23 protein-coding genes are annotated in these 22,557 nt (G+C 73.6%); 10 read left to right on the forward strand and 13 right to left on the reverse strand.

Going from position 1 to position 22,557, the window contains the following annotated elements; translation table 11 throughout:
• Positions 1 to 37: 37 nt before the first annotated feature.
• Both MB828_RS43375 and MB828_RS43380 read right to left on the reverse strand, forming a co-directional pair.
• Positions 38 to 1,195 (reverse strand): flavin-containing monooxygenase, encoded by a 1,158-nt coding sequence (locus MB828_RS43375; protein WP_301652948.1) that lies wholly within the window; start codon positions 1,193 to 1,195, stop codon positions 38 to 40.
• Positions 1,196 to 1,505: 310 nt separating this feature from the next.
• Positions 1,506 to 3,098 (reverse strand): subtype B tannase, encoded by a 1,593-nt coding sequence (locus tag MB828_RS43380; protein WP_301653030.1) that lies wholly within the window; start codon positions 3,096 to 3,098, stop codon positions 1,506 to 1,508.
• 213 nt (positions 3,099 to 3,311) lie between these two features.
• Here MB828_RS43380 and MB828_RS43385 point away from each other — a divergent pair, with 213 nt between their 5' ends.
• From MB828_RS43385 to MB828_RS43395, 3 genes are read left to right on the forward strand one after another with little or no spacing between them, the layout of a single operon-like run.
• Complete coding sequence (locus MB828_RS43385; protein ID WP_301652949.1) at positions 3,312 to 3,740, forward strand: Zn-ribbon domain-containing OB-fold protein; 429 nt, start codon at positions 3,312 to 3,314, stop codon at positions 3,738 to 3,740.
• A gap of 43 nt (positions 3,741 to 3,783) precedes the next feature.
• The gene (locus MB828_RS43390) at positions 3,784 to 4,392 is read left to right on the forward strand and encodes a GNAT family N-acetyltransferase (RefSeq protein ID WP_133026590.1); all 609 of its coding nucleotides are present in this window, start codon (positions 3,784 to 3,786) and stop codon (positions 4,390 to 4,392) included.
• Between the two features lie 40 nt (positions 4,393 to 4,432).
• Positions 4,433 to 5,308, forward strand: a complete 876-nt coding sequence (locus MB828_RS43395; RefSeq protein WP_301652950.1) for a GNAT family N-acetyltransferase — start codon at positions 4,433 to 4,435, stop codon at positions 5,306 to 5,308.
• Positions 5,309 to 5,548: 240 nt separating this feature from the next.
• Here the strand turns inward: MB828_RS43395 and MB828_RS43400 are convergent, their stop codons facing one another.
• From MB828_RS43400 to mdlC, 3 genes are read right to left on the reverse strand one after another with little or no spacing between them, the layout of a single operon-like run.
• Positions 5,549 to 5,950, reverse strand: a complete 402-nt coding sequence (locus MB828_RS43400; RefSeq protein WP_301652951.1) for a tautomerase family protein — start codon at positions 5,948 to 5,950, stop codon at positions 5,549 to 5,551.
• Positions 5,951 to 5,988: 38 nt separating this feature from the next.
• Entirely contained in the window at positions 5,989 to 6,750 is a 762-nt protein-coding gene (locus tag MB828_RS43405) for an SDR family oxidoreductase (RefSeq protein WP_301652952.1), read from the reverse strand.
• Positions 6,751 to 6,784: 34 nt separating this feature from the next.
• A complete protein-coding gene (gene mdlC / locus MB828_RS43410) occupies positions 6,785 to 8,395 on the reverse strand; it encodes a benzoylformate decarboxylase (protein ID WP_301652953.1) in 1,611 nt (536 codons plus the stop codon).
• Between the two features lie 196 nt (positions 8,396 to 8,591).
• Here mdlC and MB828_RS43415 point away from each other — a divergent pair, with 196 nt between their 5' ends.
• A complete protein-coding gene (locus tag MB828_RS43415; protein WP_301652954.1) occupies positions 8,592 to 9,218 on the forward strand; it encodes a TetR/AcrR family transcriptional regulator in 627 nt (208 codons plus the stop codon).
• A 79-nt stretch (positions 9,219 to 9,297) separates the two neighbouring features.
• On the opposite strand, the gene MB828_RS43420 is transcribed toward MB828_RS43415, so the two are convergent.
• Entirely contained in the window at positions 9,298 to 9,969 is a 672-nt protein-coding gene (locus tag MB828_RS43420) for a pyridoxine/pyridoxamine 5'-phosphate oxidase (protein ID WP_301652955.1), read from the reverse strand.
• A 143-nt stretch (positions 9,970 to 10,112) separates the two neighbouring features.
• Between MB828_RS43420 and MB828_RS43425 the strand changes: the two genes are divergently transcribed.
• Positions 10,113 to 10,583, forward strand: coding sequence for a hypothetical protein (locus MB828_RS43425; RefSeq protein WP_301652956.1), 471 nt, complete (start codon positions 10,113 to 10,115; stop codon positions 10,581 to 10,583).
• A gap of 22 nt (positions 10,584 to 10,605) precedes the next feature.
• On the opposite strand, the gene MB828_RS43430 is transcribed toward MB828_RS43425, so the two are convergent.
• Positions 10,606 to 11,616 (reverse strand): expansin EXLX1 family cellulose-binding protein, encoded by a 1,011-nt coding sequence (locus MB828_RS43430; RefSeq protein WP_301652957.1) that lies wholly within the window; start codon positions 11,614 to 11,616, stop codon positions 10,606 to 10,608.
• A gap of 132 nt (positions 11,617 to 11,748) precedes the next feature.
• Positions 11,749 to 12,918, reverse strand: a complete 1,170-nt coding sequence (locus MB828_RS43435) for a thiolase C-terminal domain-containing protein (protein ID WP_301652958.1) — start codon at positions 12,916 to 12,918, stop codon at positions 11,749 to 11,751.
• Positions 12,919 to 13,017: 99 nt separating this feature from the next.
• Here MB828_RS43435 and MB828_RS43440 point away from each other — a divergent pair, with 99 nt between their 5' ends.
• A complete protein-coding gene (locus tag MB828_RS43440) occupies positions 13,018 to 14,202 on the forward strand; it encodes an acyl-CoA dehydrogenase family protein (protein ID WP_301652959.1) in 1,185 nt (394 codons plus the stop codon).
• Complete coding sequence (locus MB828_RS43445) at positions 14,199 to 14,666, forward strand: nitroreductase family deazaflavin-dependent oxidoreductase (protein WP_301652960.1); 468 nt, start codon at positions 14,199 to 14,201, stop codon at positions 14,664 to 14,666. Before MB828_RS43440 ends, MB828_RS43445 begins: the two co-directional genes overlap by 4 nt.
• 15 nt (positions 14,667 to 14,681) lie before the next feature.
• On the opposite strand, the gene MB828_RS43450 is transcribed toward MB828_RS43445, so the two are convergent.
• Positions 14,682 to 15,296 (reverse strand): LysE family translocator, encoded by a 615-nt coding sequence (locus MB828_RS43450; protein WP_301652961.1) that lies wholly within the window; start codon positions 15,294 to 15,296, stop codon positions 14,682 to 14,684.
• An 82-nt stretch (positions 15,297 to 15,378) separates the two neighbouring features.
• Here MB828_RS43450 and MB828_RS43455 point away from each other — a divergent pair, with 82 nt between their 5' ends.
• Positions 15,379 to 15,831, forward strand: coding sequence for an Lrp/AsnC family transcriptional regulator (locus MB828_RS43455; protein WP_133026581.1), 453 nt, complete (start codon positions 15,379 to 15,381; stop codon positions 15,829 to 15,831).
• Positions 15,832 to 15,897: 66 nt separating this feature from the next.
• Here MB828_RS43455 and MB828_RS43460 read toward each other — a convergent pair whose 3' ends face one another.
• Entirely contained in the window at positions 15,898 to 16,545 is a 648-nt protein-coding gene (locus MB828_RS43460; RefSeq protein WP_301652962.1) for a TetR family transcriptional regulator, read from the reverse strand.
• Positions 16,546 to 16,713: 168 nt separating this feature from the next.
• Between MB828_RS43460 and MB828_RS43465 the strand changes: the two genes are divergently transcribed.
• The gene (locus MB828_RS43465; RefSeq protein ID WP_301652963.1) at positions 16,714 to 17,472 is read left to right on the forward strand and encodes a VOC family protein; all 759 of its coding nucleotides are present in this window, start codon (positions 16,714 to 16,716) and stop codon (positions 17,470 to 17,472) included.
• 199 nt (positions 17,473 to 17,671) lie between these two features.
• Positions 17,672 to 20,014 (forward strand): PQQ-binding-like beta-propeller repeat protein, encoded by a 2,343-nt coding sequence (locus tag MB828_RS43470; protein WP_301652964.1) that lies wholly within the window; start codon positions 17,672 to 17,674, stop codon positions 20,012 to 20,014.
• 184 nt (positions 20,015 to 20,198) lie between these two features.
• On the opposite strand, the gene MB828_RS43475 is transcribed toward MB828_RS43470, so the two are convergent.
• The 3 genes from MB828_RS43475 to MB828_RS43485 are packed head-to-tail and all read right to left on the reverse strand — an operon-like array spanning position 20,199 to position 22,547.
• Positions 20,199 to 20,972, reverse strand: a complete 774-nt coding sequence (locus tag MB828_RS43475) for an enoyl-CoA hydratase/isomerase family protein (RefSeq protein WP_301652965.1) — start codon at positions 20,970 to 20,972, stop codon at positions 20,199 to 20,201.
• Entirely contained in the window at positions 20,969 to 21,382 is a 414-nt protein-coding gene (locus MB828_RS43480) for a Zn-ribbon domain-containing OB-fold protein (RefSeq protein WP_301652966.1), read from the reverse strand. The genes MB828_RS43475 and MB828_RS43480 overlap by 4 nt, the downstream gene beginning before the upstream one ends.
• A gap of 1 nt (position 21,383) precedes the next feature.
• Positions 21,384 to 22,547: a lipid-transfer protein gene (locus MB828_RS43485; protein WP_301652967.1), complete on the reverse strand. Its 1,164-nt coding sequence runs from the start codon at positions 22,545 to 22,547 to the stop codon at positions 21,384 to 21,386.
• Between the last annotated feature and the right edge of the window lie 10 nt (positions 22,548 to 22,557).

Raw genomic sequence — 22,557 nt, forward strand, 5'->3', positions numbered from 1 at the left:
ACGTCTACGTAAGGAGGTTGAGGACGGTTGAGGACTTCTACGCCGTCCGGGCGCGCTTGGCGAGCGCCTTCGCGATCTTCTCGGCGTCGATGGCCATCTCGCGGAACATGCCGCTGATCGGGTTGGTGTAGCCGGTGAAGTAGAGGCCGGGGGCGTTCCCGGGGGTGCGCGGGCCGTGCACGACGGGGCGGCCGCGGCCGTCGAGGACGTCGAGGTGGCCGACCAGGCCCTCCAGGGCGCGCACGTATCCGGTGGCCGCGATCACCGCGTCGGGGGAGGTGCGGGTGCCGTCGGCGAGGGCGACCTTGCCGTCCTCGAAGCCCTCGACGGCGGCCACGATCTCGACCCTGCCCTGCCGCACGGCGTCGATCAGGCCGACGTCCAGGACCGGGATGGAGCCCTGCTTGACCCGGCTGTAGAGGCCGGTGTCGGGGCGGGGCAGCCCGTGGGCGGCGAGGTCGGGCACGCTGACCTTGGCCATGGTGCGGGCCAACCGGTCCACCAGGCCGGTGGGGAGCCGTCGTACCAGGATCGAGTTGTACTGGGCGGCCCAGCCCGCCGTGGAGCGGCGCACGATGTGCGGGACCGTGCGGACAGCCAGCCGTACCCGGGCCGCGCCGCCCTCCGCCAGGTCGACGGCGATCTCGGCGCCGGTGTTGCCGACCCCGACGACCAGCACGTCCTGCCCGGCGAACGGCCCGGCGTCGCGGTACTCGCCGGCGTGCAGGAACCGGCCCCGGTAGCCGTCGAGGCCCGGCCAGTCGGGGATGCGCGGGGTGTGGTTGAAGCCGGTGGCGACCACCACCGCGGAGCCGGTCAGTTCGCGGCCGCCGGAGGCGTGCAGCAGCCAGCCGTCGCCGTCGGGCGAGCGCTCCACGCGGGACACCTCGACACCGGTGACGATCTCCAGTTCGTGGTGCTCGGCGTACTTCTCCAGATAGCGCACCACGTCGTCGCGGGAGACCCAGCGGCCGAACCGGCGCGGCATGGGCAGCCCGGGCAGCGCGGACAGCCGGCGGGTGGTGTGCAGGTGCAGGCGGTCGTAGTGGCGGCGCCAGGACGCGCCGACGCTGTCGGACTTCTCCAGGACGACGGCACGGACACCCCGGGCCCGCAGCGCGTACGCGGCGGCGAGACCTCCGGGGCCGGCGCCGATGACGTAGACGGGCGAAACGGTGGGGGAGAACACGGCCATGAGCGCGAGCGTAATCACGCTTCAGGTTGATGGGTCTCGGTCAAGACCGGAATTGGTTGCGGATTGATCACACCCGTAGGAGTCGTGGGTGGGATTTGTGGCGTAGCCCACTTGGTCTGCGCGGAAACGGAACGGAGAGGGTGCGAAAAGGCCCGTGCCGTCGGGCTCCGGTGCGCTGGAGCCCGACGGCACGGGTGGGCGGTGTCCTCAGACAGACGGGAAAAGGACACCGCGTTCGGGGAGGCTATCGCGGCAGTGGGGGGCCTATCTCGATTGTGAGAGGTTCTTACCTCTGCGAGGGCCGCTGCTTTTACGAGCGCTTCTTGCCCTTGCGATAACCCGTCACTTCCGCGATCCAGGTGATGAAGTCACCGGGGTCGGTGTTGGCGCCGTGACCCTGGTCCCAGTAGTAGAGGTGGTCCACGTCGTCGCCGAGGTTGTCCAGACGGGCGGCCAGGTTCGCCGAGATCACGTGCGAGGTGTCGGAGTCGTTGGTGCCGAGGCGGATCCACCAGTGCTTGGACCGGCGGTCGTTGACCTTCTCCACCAGGTGGTACATCGGGTTCATCAGGTTCAGCTTCGCGGGGATGTCGGCCGCGACCCGCCTGCTGCTCAGCCCGGTGCTGTCGTTCTTCGCGCCGTACGCCGTGAAGTGCCGGCTCGCCGTGGTGCCCGCGCCGAACTCGTTGTTCTCGCCCGCCGACAGGTCGAAGGCGTCGAAGGCCGGGGTGTCCTTCTTCCGGGCGCCGACGTGGGTGAGGAAGTCGGCCCAGGTGAAGGTGGCCTTGCCGCCCGACCAGGTGATGAAGGTGTTGGACGCGAGGTACGTCTCGCGGTCGGAGTCGGAGAGCGCGGCGAGGTAGGCGGTGGCGGACGGCTGGAGGTACTGCTCGACCAGGTAGTCGTCGTAGTTGCGGGCGGTCAGCGGGCCGAAGCCGGCCAGGCCGCGGAGCCGCAGGCCCGCCTGGTACTCGGCGAACTGCCCCTTGAGGTCCTTGGAGACGGACTGGTCGACCTGCTTGCCGGTGGCGAGCGCGTTGGTGCCCCAGTTCCACTCGTAGGCGCCGTCGGCGTGCTCCAGATCGGTGATCGGGCACCAGGCGCCGACCGCGAAGACCGCGTCGGAGGCGTCGGCGGCGCCGAGCTCCTTCAGGTACTTCACGTAGAGCGGGCTGTCGCCGGAGGCGCCGAGCAGCGTGGACAGGGCGCCGCCCGCGCTCGTGCCGGCGGACACGATCCGCTCGACGTCACCGGGGATGACACCCTTGTTCGCCTTGATGTACCGGACGGCGGCCTTGAGGTCGACGATCGCGGCGGGCGCGGTGCCGTAGTACTCGCCTGCGGAGTTCTTGAGCGTACGGCCGCGGGCGCCCGGCTCGATCACGACGTACCCGGCGGCCAGTGCGAGCAGCTGGTTGCTCGAGGTGGCACCGCCGGTCGCGTTGGTGTTGCCGTTGGCGTTCGGGGCCGCGCTGGTGGTGGAGCCGGGGGCGCCGCTGGGGGCCGCGCCGCCGCCCATCGCCGAACCGCCGCCGCCGACCTCGGTGGCGTCCGCCACGGAGGCGGGCAGGTAGCCGCCGATCGAGTTGGCGAGCAGGATCGGCGCGTTCGCCGGGTCGACGGTGCTGCCGTCGATCTCGACCGGGGCGCTGACGATCAGGGACTGGTAGGTCTCGTCCACCGGGTTGGCGACATAGGTGATCGCCTTCCAGAAGTGGTAGGTCACGGAGTGGTCGGCGCCGTCCGCGTCGGTGATGGTCTTCGTCAGCTTCGTGTAGGCGTCCGGGTCGAACACCAGGGAGCCCGAGGCGCCCGAGGACCCCCCGGACGAGCCGTCGGCCGCCTGTGCGCCGAGCGCGATCCCGCCGGCCGCCGCGACGCCGGCCGTGGCGCCGATGCCCATGACGACCGTCCTGCGCTTCACTGACCTGTGCTTCACGGTGCTGCCCCTCGTCTTCCGGCTCCTTGGCCCTGCGTCTGCGAACGTAGGCGAGCGCCAACAAAATCGTCAACAATTTCCGGGGATTCATGGGCGGCGCACAGCCCCGCGGGGAACGCACAGCCTTTTCAGGTCCGGCACTCGGTTTTCCCGCCGACCTGACGTACCGTCAGATGCATGGATGCGACGACCGGCGACCCGTCCCCCGGCACACCGCCGCCCCGGCGCCACGACCTCCCCGAGCCGGACGCCTTCACCCGCCCCTACTGGGAGGCGGCGGCCGAGGGGCGGCTGCTGCTGCGCCGCTGCCGCCCGTGCGGCCGGGCCCACCACTACCCTCGGGAGTTCTGTCCGCACTGCTGGAGCGAGGACGGCACCTGGGAGCCCGCGACGGGCCGCGCGACCCTCTACACCTGGTCCGTCGTCCACCGCAACGACCTCCCGCCGTTCGGCGACCGGGTCCCGTACACGGCCGCCGTGGTCGACCTGGCGGAGGGGCCGCGCATGATGACCGAACTGGTGGAGACGGTCCGGCCGCGCGCCGGTCTTCCCCTGGAGGTCGCCTTCCGGGACGGGGTGCCGGTGTTCCGCCCGGCGGAGCGCTGAAACCCGCTGGGCCGCCACCTGCCCCACGGGTTTCAATGGGCGCATGGCCCTGACCGACGAACAGCCCGCCGCCCGCCGTCCCGACCCCGCCCCGCACGGCCACGGCCTGCGACTCGACCACTGGGACCCGGACACGGAAGCCCATCTGGAGAGCTGGCTGCGCGGCCGTACCGACCCGGAGTTCCGCCGCTGGAACACTCCGCTCACGACCGAGACCGACCTGGCCGGCGCCCGGGCCGCCCTGGTCAGACAGCAGGCCCAGGTGGACGACGGGATCTGCGTGCCGTTCCGCATCGCGGACGCGGCGAGCGGTGCGACCCTCGGTCACATCGGCATCAACGTGATCGACCGGGTGTTCCGGTCGGCCCGGGTCGGTTACTGGGTGCTCCCCGAGGCACGGGGCCGCGGGGTCGCCACCCACGCCCTGGACCTCGCCGCCGCCTGGACCTTCGCCGAACTGGGCCTGTACCGGCTGGAGCTGGGGCACGCGCTCGGCCACGAGGCGTCCTGCCGCATCGCACGGACCTGCGGGTTCCCGGCCGAGGGGACCCTGCGCGGCGCGATGTTCGAGGCGGGCCGCCAGGACGCCTTCCGGGACGTCCACCTGCACGCCCGCCTCGCGACGGATCCCGCGACCTCCGTGGCCGGCTAATTCAGGTGCCGGACCGGGCCGTCGGAGGGGACCATCGACCATGAACCCCCGAACACACACGCCGGCCTGGCACTTCACCACCGACGTCGACGAATTCCTCGCCCACACGCGGGACTTCCTGCACTCACGCCCCGACCTGCACACCGTCCACCTGACGGTGACGGAGCAGCTGCGGCGGAGCGGGCCGCGGGCCTACGGCGACCGGCCGCCGCTCCTCGGCCGTCTGGCCCGGGCGGACGGCAGCGTGGGCGCCGCGCTGCTGCACACCCCGCCGTACGCCCTGCGCACCACCGGGCTCACCGCCGACGAGACCGAGACGCTGGTCGACGCACTCCTCGACCGCGGCCATCCCGTCACCGGGTTCGCCTCCGAGCGGGCCACCGCGGAGGCGTTCGCGACGGCGTGGCAGCGGCGGACCGGGGTGCCCGCACGGCTCGGCGAACGCCATCGGCTGTACCGGCTGGCCGAGTTGACCGAGCCGTCGCCGCTGCCGGCGGGCCGGGCGCGGGTCGCGTCCGAGGCGGACCGGGACCTGCTGGTCCGCTGGTACGGCGAGTTCGTCGAGGACACGGGAGCGCACGCCGGCCGGGACGGCGGTGAGTGGGCCGACTTCCGGCTCTCGTACGGCGGAGTCACCCTCTGGGAGACCGCCGACGGCACGCCCGTCTCCATGGCCGGGGTCACCCCGACGATCGCCGGGCAGGCCCGGATCGCACCCGTCTACACCCCGAGGGAGCTGCGCGGCCGGGGTTACGCCGGGGCGGTCACCGCGCGGGTCAGCCGGGCGGCGCTGGCCGAAGGGGTCGGCGAACTCCTCCTCTTCACGGACCTCGCCAACCCGACGAGCAACGCCCTGTACCAGCGCATCGGTTACCGCCCGGTGGCCGACTGGGCGGAGTACGACCTCGGAGCCTGACCGGCCCGTGCGCCGTTCCCTCTCCGGACGGAACCGTGCGCGCTGTCCCCGCTCCGGTCCGGGCCGTGTGCGCCGTCCCCTCTCCGGCCGCGCGGCGGGGGCCGGTCGGAGGGCCGCGCTGCGCGGCCTGCGGTGCGCGTGCCGTGCGCGGGGCCTGCGGTGCGCGTGCCGTGCGCGGGGCCTGCGGTGCGCGTGCCGTGCGCGCGGCCTGCGGTGCGCGTGTCGTGTCGTGTCGTGCTGTCAGTCTGTGGTCCCGGTCAGCCATTCGTGCTCCTCGCCCGGTTCGGGGAGGACGCGGCCGCCTTCGACGGCGGACCGGGCGGGGCCGTCCTGGAGCACCACCATGGTCCGGTCCTCGTCGAGTCCGGAGACCCGGGCGAGTGCCGAGGACAGCTCCACCGCCAGCCGGGTCGCCTCGTCCTGCGGATGGCCGCGCCGCACCCAGCCGGTGAGGATGAGCGGCGCCGCGGGCCGCCCGCCCGCGAAGACGCTGTCCGCGGGAAGTTCGGCGAAGACCACGTTGACGTAGGCCGGGGGCACGTGGTTGGCGGCCGCGTGGATCCGGGTGATCTCGGCGGCCAGCCGGGCTTTCACCTCGCTGGTCAGCGTCCCCCGGGCCGCCGTGCAGGTGTAGACGGGCATGGTGTCCTCCGTTCCGGGTTCCCGGGTCGCCGACCCGGTCAGAAGCCTCTGCGCACGCCGCCGTCGATCTGGAACATCGTGCCCGTCAGGTACGACGCGGCGGGCGACAGGAGGAAGGCGGCGGCGCGGCCGAACTCGTCCGGGGTGCCGTACCTGCGCAGGGGAGCGCTGCCGACCGCCCGCTCGCGGGCCGCGTCGGGATCGCCGGAGCGGGCGTCGAGTTCCCGTACCCGGCCGGTCTCGATGTGGGCGGGGACCAGACCGACGACGCGGACGCCCCGTGGCCCCACCTCGTCGGCGAGGGTCTTCGCATAGCCCGCGAGGGCCGGGCGCAGGGCGTTGGAGGTGGCCAGCCCGGGGATGGGTTCGTACACGGAACTGGAGAGGACGAAGGCGATGACCCCGCCCTCGCCCAGTTCCGGCAGTACGGCCCGCGAGAGCCGCACCGCGCCGAGGAAGACCGACTCGAAGGCCGCGCGCCACTGGTCGTCGCCGATGGTGTCGGAGCTGCCCAGGGGCGGCCCGCCGACACTGACCAGGATCCCGTCCAGTTGCCCGAAGGCGTCGCGGGCCGCGGCGACGAGCCGGTCCGGGGTCCCGGGGTCGGCGTTGTCGGCCGCGACCCCGGTGGCCTGTCCGGGGCCGCCGAGCTGCCGCACGGTGTCGGCCACGGACTCCTCGCCGCGGCCGCTGACGACCACCCGCGCACCGTCCGCCACCAGTTCCCGCGCGGCCGCCCTGCCCAGTCCCCGGGTGCCGCCGGTGACGACGTACACCCGGTCCTTCAGTCCGAAGTCCATGACTGCCGTTCCCTGTCCGGTGCCGCGGACCGCCCTAGAGCATGGCCTTCTGCGGCTGCGTGGCGACGACGATGACGGTGGTGGTGTCGGCGGTCAGGGCCGACTTGAACTCCCGCTCCAGGTCGCCGGCGGTCTCCACGTCGACGGCCCGGCAGCCGAAGCCGCGGGCCACGGAGGCGATGTCGAGGCCGGGCAGGTCGAGGCCGGGGACGCCGGGTGTCTCCTCGAGCACGGCGAACGACTTGAGGATCGAGTACTCCTGGTTGTGCATGACGACGTAGACGATCGGGAGCCGGTGCTGTGCGGCGGTGTAGACGGCCTGTACGGAGTACTGGAAGGAACCGTCGCCGATCAGGCCGACGACGGGGCGCCGCACGCCCCGGTCCCGGTCGCCGAGCGCGACCCCGACGGCGGCCGGGGTGCCCCAGCCGATGCCGCCGCTGGCGGTGGCGAAGAAGGAGCCGGTGCGGTTGGTGGGCAGCCACTCGATCTGCTGGGCCATGGTCGAGGTGGACTCGTTGACGATGACCGCGTCGGCCGGGCGGACACTGCTCAGCGTGGCGTAGACCTCCGGGGGCGTCATCGGCCTGTTCGGCGCCGGCGGGAGCTCGCGGGGACGCGGCATCGGCTGCGGGGCGGGGCGGGCGGAGCCTTCCGTGACCGTTTCGAGGAGCAGTTCGATCGCCGCCCTCGGATCGCCCAGCAGACTGTCGCCCACGCGTGCCGAGGCCGCCACGTCGGGGTTGCCGGTGATGTGCAGGAGTTCGGTGCCCTCGGGCAGGTAGGGGCCGGGCACGTAGGGGTAGTAGCGGAACACCTCGCCGCCGATGACCACCACCAGGTCGTGCCCGGTCAGCCGGTCGCCGATGGTCTTCACCGACATGCCGAGCGGCCCGGCGAACAGGGGGTGGTCCTCGGGGAAGGAGGCCCGGTCCAGCAGCGGGGCGCCGTAGACGGTCGCGCGCAGCTTCTCCGCGAGGGCCACCGCCGCGTCCCAGCCGCCGGCGCGGTCCACCTCGGGGCCGAAGACCAGCGCGGGACGGCGGCTGGCGGAGATGCGCTCGGCGAAGCCGCGCAGCCGCTCGGGGTCGGGGGCGACCCGGACGCTGACCGTCCGCGTGCGGGTGAAACCGGACAGCGGCCGCTTCCAGTCGTCCATGGGGACGGACAGGTAGACCGGGCCGGCGGGCGGCTGGAGGGCCGTCGCGTAGGCACGCAGGAAGGCCTCGGGGACGTCCTCGGCGCGGGCCGGTTCGTACGACCACTTCACCCACGGCTTCGGCAGCTCGGTGGCCTCCCGGTTGCCGAGGTACGGCTCCCCGATCACCAGCTCCCGGTGCTGCTGCCCCGAGGTGAGGATGAGGGGCGTGTTGCCGTGGTAGGCCGCCACCAGGTTGCCCATCGCGTTGCCCATCCCGGCCGAGGAGTGCAGGTTGACCAGCGCGGGGCGGCCGGTGACCTGGGCGAAGGTGTCGGCCATCGCGATGACGGACGCTTCCTGGAGTCCCAGGACGTAGGTGAAGTCCTCGGGGAACTCCTGGAGGAACGGCTGCTCGGTGGAGCCGGGGTTCCCGAAGACCGTCGTCAGGCCGAGGGACCGCAGCAGGTCGTAGGTCACGCTGCGGACCGTGGATTGCTCAGACATGATCGATACCGGCTTTCTCGGAAAGCGGATGAGCGGGAGAAGGGGCGGGAGAAGAACGGGAGAAGGGGCGGGAGACGAGCGGGAGAAGTGGGAGAAGCGTGCGAAATGGCGACTAAACCCGCGAACTATTTGACATCTGCATAAGAGCACTGGTAACGAGTGTCGGCAACCGGAGGAAAACGGGACGGAGGTGTCGATGAGATCCGCCGTTGAGAACACCGATCCCCGGGCCGTCCGCACCGTCGCCGCTCTGCGGCGGGCGGTCGTCGAGCTCGCCTCCGAGCAGCCCGTCTCCCGGATCACCGTCGCCCGGCTGGCCGGGCGCGCCGGAGTCACCCGGGCGACGTTCTACAACCGGTACGGCAGCCCCCTGGACGCTCTCGTCGCCGCTCTGTACGCGGACCTGGAGGCCGGGCACCGGCTGGAGGACCGGCGGCGTGCCGAGGGGGTGGCCAGCACGGAGCTGCTGCGGCTGGCCGTCACCGAGGTGGCCGATCACGTCGAACGGTTCGCGGGCGTCTACCGGCACGCCCTCGACGACCCGGCGGACCGCGGGGTCTACGACGCGCTGGTCCGGCACTTCACCGGCTACGCCCTCGACTACCTCGCCCGGGCCTCCGGCCCGGACGTCCCGGGCGCCCGCCACGAGGTGATGGCCGGCTTCCTCGCCCACGGATTCGCCGGGGCGATCGGGGTGTGGCTGGGCGACCCGGCCACCACCAAGGACGACCTGGTCCTGGCCGTCGTGGCCTGCGCCCCCGCCTGGTGGGCGGACGCGGACCTCACGGCGAGAGCGCCCGGCGGGGAACCCACGGCCGGATAGGACCGCGCGCCCCGGGGCGTCGGTGCGCAGGCTCCGTGACCGGTCCCAGGACCCTCGTCGGTCACGGTGGGCGGGCCGGTCACGGCCAGAGCAGTTCCCTGTGCCACCCGCCGTCCGGCCGCGCGGCGTACCGCAGGCGTACGTGCCGGCGTTCCGGGTCGCCCTGGAAGAACTCGGCCTCCTCGGGGCGCAGGTGGTAGAGGGTCCAGGTCGGGGAGAGGGCGGTGGGGTCGGCGCGGGCGCGTTCCCAGGCCGCTTCGGACGCCTCGCGCAGCTCCTCGAGCGAGGACAGCCTCCCGCTCTGCAGGCCGGTGAGCGCGGCGGCCAGGGCACCCGTCGAGCGGGCGTGCAGATCCGCCTGGCTCTCCTCGGACGGGGCGGCGGTGACCGGGCCCCGGAGCCGGACCTGGCGGCCCAGCACCGGCCAGTAGAAGACCAGGGCCGCGTACGGGCGCGCGTTCAGCTGGTGTCCCTTGCGGCTGGTCACGTGCGAGGCGAAGGACCAGCCGCCGGCGTCCGCGCCGTGCAGCATCACGATCCGTACGTCCGCCCGGCCCTCCGCGTCCGCCGTCGCCAGCGACACGGTGTGCGGCTCCGGCTGCCCGGCCGCCACCGCCTCCGCGAACCACGTGGTGAAGAGCGGGAGCGGGGCGTCGGGAGCGGCCGCCGGGTCGAACGGCCGTAGGTCCGTGTTCTCGGGGGACCAGACGCGGAGCGATTTCAGGAGCGTGTGGAGATCCGTTGCTGCCATGTGCCGAGTATCACTCGGGCACCTCCGGCAGCCGTGTCATCAGGGGCTCGTACGGCGTCCGGGCGTTCCCCGAAGTGCGCACGCGCGGGGCCGGCCGGGCAAACCGCTGCGAACGCCCGCGCCCCGGCAGCACACTGTCCGGCATGAGGGGACCCAGGACCGTGAAAGTGGCCGTACGCCACGTGCGCGGCGATGCCGGACGGCGCCGTACGCGTGCTGTGACCTGGGCCGCCCGTGACTTCCAGCTGGTCCGGCCGGCCGTCGGCCTGGACCGGGTCGAGCTGGAGTGTCCCGTCTGCGCGGTCCCGGTCCTGGCCGAGGTGCGCGACCACGCCCGCACCCGGCGCGTCCGCGCGGCCTGGGCGGCGGCCGGCGTCCTCGCGCTGCTCCTCTGCGCCGTCTCGCTCGGCTACGCCCTCCACGAGGGCGCCGCCACCCGCCCGCCGGGGCAGCCGTCGGCCGCCCTGGTGCCGGCCGGCGTGGTCGTCGCCGGCGTCCTCCTCGCCGTGGCCCTGACCGCGTTCACGGTCCGCCGCGGCCACATCGGCGTCCGACTCCTCACCGACGGTCCCGGGGCCGGCCGCGGCCACCGCGTCGTCCCGGTGCGCGGGTAGCGCCCTCGGGGGCTCCGCCCTCTCAGTGGCGGGTGAACTGGAGGCCGGTCCGCTGGACCGTGTCCGGGCGCACCGCGAGGGCGGGTACGACCAGCTGCTCGCCGTAGATGTCGGTGAGCCGGATCCCGCTCCCGCAGCCGGTGCCCTGCTCGGAGAGGAAGTAGTTGTACCCGGTGCGGGTCAGCGCCAGCCAGCCACCGCCGGTGCGGACCTCCAGGCGGGCCAGCGGGTTGCGGTGGCCGATCGCCTGGATGCCGCACCAGTACTGGGTGGAGCCGGTCTTGTAGCGGATCGAGACGGTGTCGGAGGTGGCCGGGCTGAGCAGGCTCCAGGTGATCGCGATCCGGCCGGCCGAGAGCGGCGCCAGCTTCGCGAACGCCTGCCTGCTGAGGTCCAGCTGGCCCACCGCGCAGGGCGCCGGGCACTCGTTGGTGATCCGTACCGTGATCGACGCGCCGCCCGCCGCGCGGACGGACACGTACGCCCCGCACGCCTTGGCCGTCTCGTAGTCGGCGGTGTTCATCGCCGCGGTCATCACGTCGGAGGTCGGGCCGTAGGAGCAGGCGCCGTTGCCGTCGCCGGCGTCGTACGCGGTGGCGACCCCGTCGTAGGTGGTGCCGGGGCGGATCCGGCCGGGCGCGGGGGCGGTGGTGGTAGCCGGGGTGCGGGCGGTGCCGGTCGCCGCCTGCCGGGCCGGGGAGGCCGCCGGCCGGGCCGTGGACGCCGACGGCGCCGTGGTGCGCCTGCTCGCCGTGGGTGCCGGCTCGGCGGACGACGGCTTGGGCGAGCCGGGTGACGCGGACGACGGTGCCGACGCCCGTTCCGGCGCGCCGGCCGCGGTCGCCGAGGAGGACGCGGACACGGCACGGGCCTGCCCGCCGCCGTCCGAGCCGCCGGGGCGGAACGCCACGACCAGCGTCACCAACAGGGCGACGCCGGCGACGGCGGCCACCGCGAGCAACGGGCCGCGGACCGGCTGCCATTCGAAGTCCCGGTGCTGCCGCGGGCGGCGGCGATGGGTGGAGGAGGCCACGGGGGATCCTTACGCGGTTCGGCGGTGCACGTCCTTCGAAACATCGAAGCTTCCGGTACGGCAGTGGCCGCCGGGGCCGGAAAGGTTGCCGCGGTACGCCGGATTCCCATACGGACGGGGCACCGGTCGCGCTCACCCCCGCCCCAGCACCACCGTCCCCGACGAGCAGAACCAGCCCCCCGTCCCCGACGCCACCCCGAGTTCCGGCAGTCCCCCGTCCGCCCGGCGCACCTGCCGGTCACCGGCCTCGCCGCGCAGCTGCCGTACCGCCTCCACGAGCAGGAACAGGCCCCGCATCCCCGGGTGCTGGGCCGAGAGGCCGCCCCCGTCCGTGTTCACCGGAAACTCCCCGCCCGCCACCCGCAGCCGCCCCTTCTCCACGAACGCCCCGCCCTCGCCCTTGGCGCAGAAGCCGAGGTCCTCCAGCGTCACCAGCGTCATGTAGGTGAACGCGTCGTAGATCTCGGCGAAGTCGATGTCGGCGGGGGTGACCCCGGCCCGCCGGAACGCCAGTTCACCGCTGACCGCCGCCGGGGACACCGTGAAGTCCGGCCACTCCGACATCGTGGCGTGGGACAGGCTCTCGCCCGTCCCCAGCACCCACACCGGGGCGGTACGGCAGTCCCGTACGTACTCCTCGGCCGCCAGCAGCACCGCCGCGCCGCCGTCGGAGCGGATGCAGCAGTGCAGCTTGGTGAAGGGGTCGGCGATCATCGGTCCTGACAGGACGTCGTCGACCGTGATCGGGGTGCGGAACATCGCCTCCGGGTTCAGCGCCGCGTTCGCCCGGGCCTGGACCGCCACCTCGGCCAGCTGCTCGAGGGTCGTGCCGTGTTCGATCATGTGGCGGCGGGCCGCCATCGCGTACTTGGCGACCAGCGTGTGGCCGTAGGGGACCTCGAACTGAAGCGGGCCGCGGGCACCGAAGGACAGGTTCCCGGTCCGGCGGCCCGCCCTGATGTCGGCGCGGGCCGTCGAGCCGTACACCAGCAGCACCGCGTTGGCGTGGCCCGCCGCTATCGCGTCCGCCGCGTGCGCCGCCATCACCTCCCAGGTGGCGCCCCCGACGGAGGTGGAGTCGGCCCAGGTGGGGCGCAGGCCCAGGTACTCGGCCACCTCCACCGGCGCCAGCGTGCCGAGGCCCGCCGACGCGAAGCCGTCCACCACCCGGCGGCCGAGGCCCGCGTCGGCCAGCGCGCGCCGGGCCGCCTGGGCGTGCAGGGCGTAGGGGGTGGCCTCGTCCACCCGGCCGCAGTCGGAGAGGGACACACCGACCACGGCGACCTTGCGGGGTCCAGTCATGAATCTGACGGTACATCAGATCTGCCGCTCGCCGCCCCTGGGCATCTGCATCCGGCGCCCCTAACATGACGGGCCGTCAGATCGTCAGGAGGTCCCGTCATGGACGCCCGCTTCACCGACGAGCAGGACGAGATCCGGCGCGCCCTGCGGGAACTGCTCCACAAGCGCTGCGGCACGGAGGACGTACGGGCCGCCGTGGACCGGGCGGAGGGCCACGACCCCGGCCTGTGGACCGCCCTCGCCGAACAACTCGGCCTGCCCGGACTCGCGCTGCCCGAGGAGTACGGCGGCGTCGGCTGCACGCTCACGGAAGTCGCTCTGGCCGCGGAGGAGTTGGGGCGCACCCTCGCTCCCTCCCCGTTCCTCGCCACCGCCGTCCTCGCCGCCCCGCTGCTGCTCGCCCTCGGTACCGGGGCCCAGCGTGCCGAACTGCTCCCGAGGATCGCCGCCGGCGGTCTCACCGCCGCGCTCGCCGTCCCCGGCACCCGGCTCGGCGCCGCCCTCGCGCTCACCGGCCCGCCCGCCGCCGACTGGGCCGGCGGCGGCCGGGCCGGCGGGGTCCAGGCACGGCGCACGGCGGAGGGCTGGCGGCTGTACGGGGAGGCCGACCAGGTGCTGGACGGCCACAGCGCCGGGCTCCTGCTGGTCCCGGCGCACGCCGGAGGGTACGCCCGCTCGCGTGTGCTGCTCTTCCTGGTCGCGGGGGACGCCACCGGGGTCGTACGGACGCGGCGGACCGCCCTTGACCCGACCCGCGGGCAGGCGCGCGTCCAACTGCGCGACGTATCGGCCGAGTTGCTGGGCGACGAGGACACCGACATCCATCCCGCCCTCGCCGCCCTCGGGGACGCGGCCGCCGCCGTGCTCGCGGGCGAGGCGGTGGGGGCGGCCGACCGGGTGCTGGAACGGACCGTCGAGTACGTGAAGCAGCGCGAGCAGTTCGGGCGGCCGATCGGCTCCTTCCAGGCGGTCAAGCACCGGCTGGCCGACGTGTACGTGGCGGTGCGCGCGGCCAGGTCGGCGGCCTACTACGCGGCCTGGGCGACGGTCCACGGCGAACGGGTCGGCGGGGTGGCGCTCGCGCAGGCGCTGGAGGCGCTGCGGACCGCCGCCGGGGAGGGCATCCAGTTGCACGGCGGGATCGGGTTCACCTGGGAGCACGAGGCGCATCTGTACTTCAAGCGGGCCGCCGGGGACGAGTCGCTCTTCGGGCCCGTGCACCGGCTGCGCGACCACGCGGCCGGCCAAGCCGGTCTGTTCGAGGGTGCGGGGGTGGCGATGTGATCGGGGTGCGGCTGGTGCAGAAGGTGTCCGCGACCCGGGGGTTCGCGAAGGTCGCGCCGCACGTCGTCCCGGCGCTGGACCGGGCGGTGCACCGGCTCAGCGGGGGCCGGGTGCTGCTCAGCGCGCGGATGCTGCCCGGGGTGGTCCTCACCTCCACGGGGGCGCGCAGCGGGCAGCCCCGCCGTACGCCGCTCGCGTGCATGCCCGACGGCGACGGCTGGTACCTGGTCGGGTCCAACTTCGGTCGGACCGGTCACCCCGCCTGGACGCGCAACCTGCTCCGGCATCCGGACGCCGGGATCAGCTGGAAGGGGCGGGACATCCCGGTCACCGCCCGGCTGCTGACGGGGGAGGAGCGGGCGGCGGCCTGGCGGGCGCTGCTGGTCTTCTGGCCGCCGTACGCGGCCTACCAGGAGCGCGTGGAACGGGAGATCAGGGTCTTCCGGCTGGACCGCACGGCGTGACGGCGGTGCCGGGCCTCACAGCGCGTGCTGGGCGAGGAGGAGTGCGCCGATGCCCAGCATGGCCGCCCCCGAGGTGCGGGTCACCGCACGGGCCGCCCTCGGGCGGGCGGCGAGCAGGCGGCGGGCCAGGACGCCGACGGTCAGGTAGACGGCGGCGCAGCACGCCATGTGGAGGGCGCCGAGCAGGGCCGTCTGGGCCGCCACCGGGGCGTGGGCACCCTCGGTCACCAGGAACTGGGGGAGCACGGAGAGGTAGAGCAGCAGCCCCTTGGGGTTCAGCCCGCTGATCGCCGCCCCCCGCCAGAAGCCACCGGCTCCGCCGTCCGCGCCGCCGTCCGCCGCCCGCGGTGCCGCCGGGTGGCGCAGCACGCTCCAGCCCAGCCACAGCAGGTAGCCGGCGCCCGCCACCGTGAGCGCCGTCAGCAGCCGCGGCGACCCCGCCACCAGCACCGCGAGCCCCGCGACCGCCAGCGCCGTGTGCAGCGCGTACCCGGCGACCAGGCCCGCCACCGCCCGTCCCACCGGGCGGCCGCGCACCCCGGCGGCGATCACGTACGCCCAGTCGGCGCCCGGGACGCAGACCAGCAGCAGGTCGACGGCGAGGAAGGAGAGCAGAGGGGTGAGGTCCATGGAGGGGACATTAGGCGCGTACTGCCCGAAAGTGTTGTCAAAATTTGCTCGGGACCGGCGGTTCTCGGGGAGAATCTGCCCCATGGACGACATGGACCGGAAAATCCTTGCCGAGCTCCAGCAGGACGGGCGGCTGACCGTGACCGAACTGGCCGGGCGGGTGCGGCTGAGCGTCTCGCCCTGCCACCGCCGGCTGCGCGAACTGGAGCGGACGGGTGCGATCAGCGGGTACCGGGCGGTGGTGGAACCGGCCGCCGTGGGGCTGACCTTCGAGGCGCTGGTGTTCGTGTCGATGCGGCAGGAGGACCGGGACACGGTCGCCGACTTCGAGCGGGCGCTCGCCGAGATCCCCCATGTGCTGGACGCGCAGCGGCTGTTCGGCGAACCCGACTACCTGCTGCGGGTGGCCACCGCCGACCTCGCCGCCTTCCAGCGGCTCTACGACGAACGGCTCGCGACCCTGCCGGGGGTGCAGCGGCTGAACTCGACGCTGGTGATGAAGCACGTGGTGCGGGACCGGCCGCTGCCCGCGTAGGGCGACAGGCGGTGGTTCACCGCTGTGCGTGAACCACCGCCTGCCAGACAGGACCCCGTGCTCGGGTTACTTCGTGGGCTTCTTCCCGGTCACGCCCAGGTGCACCAACAGGGCCAGGTTCGGCTTGAGTTCGGCCTGCTTCACGCCCCAGCTCTGGAACCCCTTCTGGTGCGCGGCGACGGCCGCGAGCATCGCGACCAGCGAACCGGCCACCGCCGCCGGGTTCACGTCCTTGTCGACCCTGCCCTTGGACTGCAACTCCGAGATGGAGTCGGTCAGGGAGTTGTTCACCGAGTTCAGGATCTTCATGCGGATCTTGTAGAACCGTTTGTCCCCTTCGGCGGCACCGAGGTCGACCACGCGCAGGATCGCGTCGTTCTTGCGCCAGAACTCCAGGAAGCCGTCCACGAGTTCCTGCGCGGTCGCCCAGCCGGCCTTGCCGACCCAGGAGCGCCCGGCCAGCAGCTCCGTCAACTGGCCGCCCTCGGTGGCCATTTGCTCGGCGATCTCCAGGACGGCGCCCTCGACGTCCGGGAAGTACTGGTAGAAGGTCGCGGGCGAAGTCCCCGCCTTCCGGGCGACATCGATGACCTTGACGTCCCGGTACGGGGAGGAGCTGAGCATCTCGCTGAGGCAGTCGAGCAGTTTCTGCCGGGTCGCCTGCCCACGCCGACCGGCCACCCGGCCGTCGACGGTACGCACTTGTCCTGTCATGCCGTCAGCTTACCGAGGGGTGATCTGAGCGCGATTCGGCCGACTGCAAATGGGGTGCGCGGGTGTGGAGGGAGTCTGCCCGGAAGGGAAACGGGCGGGAACGCCCCGGTCACTCCGGGCGGGTGCGGCCGGTCTGCGGGGTGCGGGCGGGGCGGTTACTTTGACGACATGGCCGAAAACAGGGCAGCCGCGTACGCGGAGGGCGTCCCGTGCTGGGTGGACGTCCAGCTTCCCGACGTCGAGGCGGGCAAGCGGTTCTACGGTGACCTCTTCGGATGGAGCTTCGAGAACGACACCGCCGACCCCGCGGACGGAGCCGCCGGTGCCGCCGGCGGGGGTTCCGCGTGGGCCCGGCTGGGCGGCGCGGACGTCGCGAGGCTGGCGCGGAAGACGGACGGCCGGATGCCCACCGCCTGGACGGTGTTCTTCGCCACCCCCGACGCCGGCGACCTGTGCCGGCGCGTCCTGGTGGCCGGCGGCACCGTCGTGACGGCCCCCGCGCCCGTCCGCGACCTCGGCACCGCCGCGCTGGTCGCCGACCCGCAGGGAGCCGTCTTCGGCGTCTGGCAGGCCGGCGCCCACCGCGGCTTCGGCGTCCGGCACGCCCCCGGCACCTTCGCCTGGGCGCAGCTCTACACCAGCGACACCGACGCGGCCAACGCCTTCTACGCCCGCCTCTTCCACGACGCCCTGTTCGGCGCCGGTGCCGACCCGGACTTCGGCCGGGCCCCGGTGACCGAGGTGTTCGCGGCCGGGATGCCGTCCCAGTTCGTCGTGCACTTCCGCACCGGGGACGTGGAGGCCGCGACCGGGGCGGTACGGCAGCTCGGCGGCCGGGTCCAGGCGCCGCCTTTCGAGACGTCGTACGGAAAAGTGGCCGTCGTGACCGACAATCAGGGGGCGTCCTTCGCGCTGCTGCAACGCTGAGGTCACCGGAAGGTGGATGTCGGCAGTCAAATGTCTCACTTTGTCACGAGACACCCCGATTGGTCGCCGGGTTCGCAACCTGCGCTCGGGCCAGGAAGAATCGGGGTGCGTGCCGCCACGGCGGTGCGGTGGTGAGACGCTGCACGGGGTCGCGTACATATGTGGGTGGACGTGGCCCGTACGGGGAGGTGGCAGGCAAGTGGTGGATCAGCTGACGCAGCACGATCCGCGGCGGATCGGGCCGTTCGAGGTGCTGGGACGGCTGGGGGCCGGCGGCATGGGGCTGGTCTATCTCGCGCGCTCGGCGTCCGGCCGGCGCGTGGCGATCAAGACGGTCCGGACGGAGCTCGCCGAGGACCAGCTGTTCCGGGTCCGCTTCACCCGCGAGGTGGAGGCGGCCCGCGCGGTCTCCGGCTTCTACACCGCGGCCGTCGTCGACGCCGACCCGCGCGCCGCCGTGCCGTGGCTCGCCACCGCCTACGTGCCCGCGCCCTCGCTCGAGGAGATAGTGAACGACTGCGGGCCGCTGCCGGCCCAGGCCGTTCGCTGGCTCGCCGCGGGCGTCGCCGAGGCCCTCCAGTCGATCCACGGCGCCGGGCTGGTCCACCGCGACCTCAAGCCCTCCAACGTCCTCGTCGTGGAGGACGGCCCCCGGGTGATCGACTTCGGTATCGCCTCCGGCGTCTCCAACACCCGCCTGACCATGACCAACGTCGCGGTCGGCACCCCCGCCTACATGTCCCCCGAGCAGGCCAAGGACTCCCGTAGCGTCACCGGCGCCAGCGACGTCTTCTCGCTGGGCTCCATGCTGGTCTTCGCCGCCACCGGCCACCCGCCCTTCCACGGCGCCAACCCGGTCGAGACCGTCTTCATGCTGCTGCGCGAGGGCCCGGACCTCGAAGGCCTCCCGGACGAGCTGCGCCCCCTCATCGAGTCCTGTATGCAGATGGAGGCCGCCGCCCGCCCCAACCCGGCCGACCTCCAGGCCCAGCTGGCCCCCCATCTGTTCGGCTCCGGCTCCGACGACAGCGGTACGGCGTCCGCCTGGCTGCCCGAGAAGGCGGTCGGGCTGATCGAGTCCCGCCGCGGCGGCCGTCCGGCCGTGAAGCCCTCCGCCCACCCGTCCGGCGGCCGCGGCGGCGGCCGTCCGGTGCTTCCGCCGCCGCCGTCGTACGACCCCGCCATCCCCGCGCCCGTCCCGGTCGGCGCCCCCGACACCGGCCCGGTCCGGCTGGCCGGCGGCCAGGTGCCGATCGGCCCGGGACCGCGGGTCGCCGACGCCCGCGCCGCCGCCGTCAAGGCGCCCCCGCCGGAGGCCGGCCTGGTGGCCAGCTGGTCCCGCCCCGGCCCCGGGGTCAACGGCGCCGACCCCGCCGTACCGCCGGTGCCGGTCCAGCCCCCGGAGACGGCGTCCGGCTGGCGGCCCTGGCGGTTCCGGATGTCCAACGACGTCTGGGGCACCCCGTCCGTCGACGGCGACCTCGTCTACGTCACCTCCTTCGAGGTGCACGCCCTCGACGTCGCCACCGGCCGCCGCCGCTTCAAGACCCGCGACGTCGCCTGGTCCATGGCGGTCGCCGACGGCCGTATCCACGCCTCCGACGGCCCCACCCTGTTCGCCCTGGAGGCCCGTGAGGGCGGCGACCTGTGGCGGCTGTCCACCGACGCCTGGGTGTACTCCCTCAAGGCCGACCGCGGCACCCTCGTCACCGGTACCCGGGGCGGCGGGGTACAGGCCTGGGAGGCCTCCACCGGGCAGAAGCTCTGGGAGCTGTCCGGCGCCCAGACCGACTTCGAGGCGCCCGAGTCCGGGCCCGCCCTGCACGAGGGCAAGGTCTTCGTCTGGCAGGACGCGAGGCTGCGCGCGCTGGACGCCAGGACGGGCGAGGAACGCTGGTCGTACCCCATCGGCGACGCGGCCTCCTGCGGCGGCGTCCCGGTCCGCCTCACCCACGCCGACGACGGCTTCGTGTACGCCTCCGCCGGCACCCGTGTCATCGCCCTCGACACCGCGACGGGGCGGGTCCGCTGGCACTTCGAGGCACCGGCGGTGTTCCTCTCCCCGCCGGCGTTCGTGCCGGGCCCCGCGGTCACGGGCGGAGGCATCTACCTGGCCGACTACCTGGGCACGGTCTACGCCCTCGACGCCACGGACGGCCGCGACCGCTGGCGCATCGCCACCGAGGCCCGGGCGTCGATCGAGCCGGTGCTGGTGGCGGCGGGCCATGTCCACGTCGGCAGCGGCAAGGGCCTGTACACCCTGGACGCGGTCACCGGGACGCCCAAGTGGCGGTTCCAGGCGGGCGGTGACGTGGTCGGCGCCCCGGCGGTGGCCGAGGGCCGGATCCACTTCGGCTCCACCGACCACCTGCTGTACACCCTGAAGGCCGACGACGGCCGGTTGCGGTGGAAGCTGGCGACGGGCGGGGAGATCACCGGGTCGCCGGTGGTGCGCGACGGGGTCGTGTACGCGTGCAGCAAGGACCGGTGCGTGTACGCCCTGGACGCGGAGAAGGGCACGGGGACGGCCCGCACGGCGTGACCCCGGCCGACGGTCGAGTGTCGGCTGCGGGTGCGCGGGGGTCATTCGCGCAGTTCCCCGCGCCCCTAAAGGGGGCGCACTGCACCGGCCCTTCTTTTAGGGGCGCGGGGAACTGCGCGATCAGCCCCCACGCACCCGCAGTCGCCCTGCGACGCAGAGCCGCTACCCCTTGGGCGGACCTCTCTCACCGGATACGGGGAGGTGTGCGCGGCCGGTCGGCGAACAGCTGCGCCTGCCGCTCCTCCGGCAGGTTCCCCAGTGTGATGAGGTGCGGCGCCGTCGCGAACCCCCGTTCCCGCGCCGCCTCCTTCGCCGCCCACAGGGCCCGCACGCTCCCCTGCACCCCTTCCGTCGGATACCCGGCGATGACGCGCGCGCAGCGCACCGCCGCCGCCAACGCCCCGCCCGCCTCCGTCACTTCGGACACCAGCCCCACCTCGTACGCCCGCCGCGCGGAGACCCGCTCCGCGTTGCCCATCAGCACCATCCGGGCCACCTCCCCGTACGGCATCCGCTGGGCCATCAGCACCGCCTCGTAGGCGCTGACCATGCCGTAGGAGGTGTGCGGGTCGAAGAAGACCGCGGTCTCGTCGGCGACGACGAAGTCCGCCTCCCCGAGGAGGTAGAACGCACCCCCGCAGGCCATCCCGGCGACCGCCGCGATCACCGGCTTCCACAGGTCGTTCGCCTTCGGCCCGATCGCGAGCAGCGGATCGTCCTGGCTGTACGGCGACGCGGGCTGCGGCACCGCCGCGTCCCGGTCGAGGCCGGTGCTGAAGGCGCGTCCGCCGGTCCCGGTGAGGACGACGGCCCGCACCGTGTCGTCGAACCGCAACGCCCGCCAGGTACGGGACAGTTCGCCGGCCGTCTCCAGGTCGACGGCGTTGTGCCGCTCGGGGCGGTCGAGCGTGACGACGGCGACTCCGGTGTCCTTGTCGGCCGTGACGCGCACCGTCACGGCCGCTCCAGGACCCACTGCGGCAGACCGTCCGCGAAGACCGCCTGCACCCGGGCGCCGATCCGGACGCGGTCCGGGGGGAAGGAGCCGAGAGCGGCCCCGGCCTCGCTGACCAGGTTGCCCACGAGCCGCACCCGAGGGGCGTCGTCCAGCTCCACCACCACGACGTTGTACGGGGCCTGTGCCGCGTAGTCCGGCAGCAGCGGCGGGTGCGGGACGACGTACGACCAGATCCGGCCGCGTCCGCTGACCGGCCGCCACTCGCTCGCGAAGGACTGGCAGTGCGGGCAGCAGGGGCGGGGCGGGAACCGGGGTTCACGGCAGTCGGCGCAGGCCTGGACGCGGAGTTCGCCGCGGGCCGCGTACTCCCAGAAGGGGGCGCCGTCGGTGTCGGTGACCGGTCGCAGCATGTCAGCTCCGGTTGGTGAGGAGGAGGGCGGAGGTCGGGACGCCCTCGCCGGCGGTGACCAGGCAGGCGGCGGCGCCGGGGACCTGCGCGGTACTGGTGCCGCGCAACTGCTTGACGCCCTCGGTGATGAGGTTGAAGCCGTGCACGTAGGCCTCGCTGAGCCCGCCGCCGCCGGTGTTGACCGGCAGCCGCCCGCCAATCTCCAGCGCCCCCTGCTCGGTGAAGGCGCCGCCCTCACCGCGCCCGCAGAAGCCGTACCCCTCCAGGGAGAGCGGGACGAGGGCGGTGAACGCGTCATAGATCTGGGCGACGTCGACGTCCTCGGGGGTGAGGTCGGCGTGCTTCCACAAATGCCGGGCGGCGGTCCAGGCCGGGCCGGTGAGCGGGTCGTCGTTCCAGTAGTTGACCATGCCGTGGTGCTGGGCGGGCAGGCCCTGGGCGGCGGAGTGGACGTAGACGGGCGGCCGGGCGCAGTCCCGTGCGCGTTCCCGGGAGACGACCACGCAGGCCAGTGCGCCGTCCGTCTCCAGACAGTTGTCGAAGAGGCAGAGGGGTTCGCTGATCCAGCGGGAGGTCATGTACATCTCGCGGGTGAGCGGACGGTCGTACATGATCGCGGCGGGGTTCTGGTTGGCGCGGTTGCGGCAGGCGAGGGCGACGTTGAAGAGGTGGTCGCGGGTGGCGCCGTACTCGTGCATGTAGCGGCGGGTGAGCATGGCTATCTCGTCGGCGGGCCGGAGCAGGCCGAAGGGGCGGGTCCACTGGGCGGGGGTGGGGAGTTGCACGGTGGTGTTGGTCCAGGGCCTGGGTCCGCTGCCGCGCTTCCGGGACCGCCACGCGACCCCGACCGACGCCTGCCCGCTCGCGATCGCGGCGGCGAGGTGGGCGACCGTGGCGCAGGAGCCGCCGCCCCCGTATCCCACCTTGCTGAAGAAGGTCAGGTCGCCGAGGCCGACCGCCTTCGCCAGTTCCACCTCGTCGGTCTCCTCCATGGTGAAGGAGGCGAGCGCGTCCACCTCGCCCGGGGCGATGCCGGCGTCGTCGAGGGCGGCGAGGACGGCCCGGCAGGCGAGGGTCCGCTCGTCCTCGTCGAGCCGTTTCGCGAAGCGGGTCTGCCCGATCCCGACGATGGCGGTGGCGTCCTTGATGCCTCTGGGACCGGCCATGTGCCCGCAC

The sequence above is a fragment of the Streptomyces arenae genome (assembly GCF_022343545.1).
In the GTDB taxonomy this organism is placed as follows: Bacteria; Actinomycetota; Actinomycetes; order Streptomycetales; family Streptomycetaceae; genus Streptomyces; species Streptomyces humi.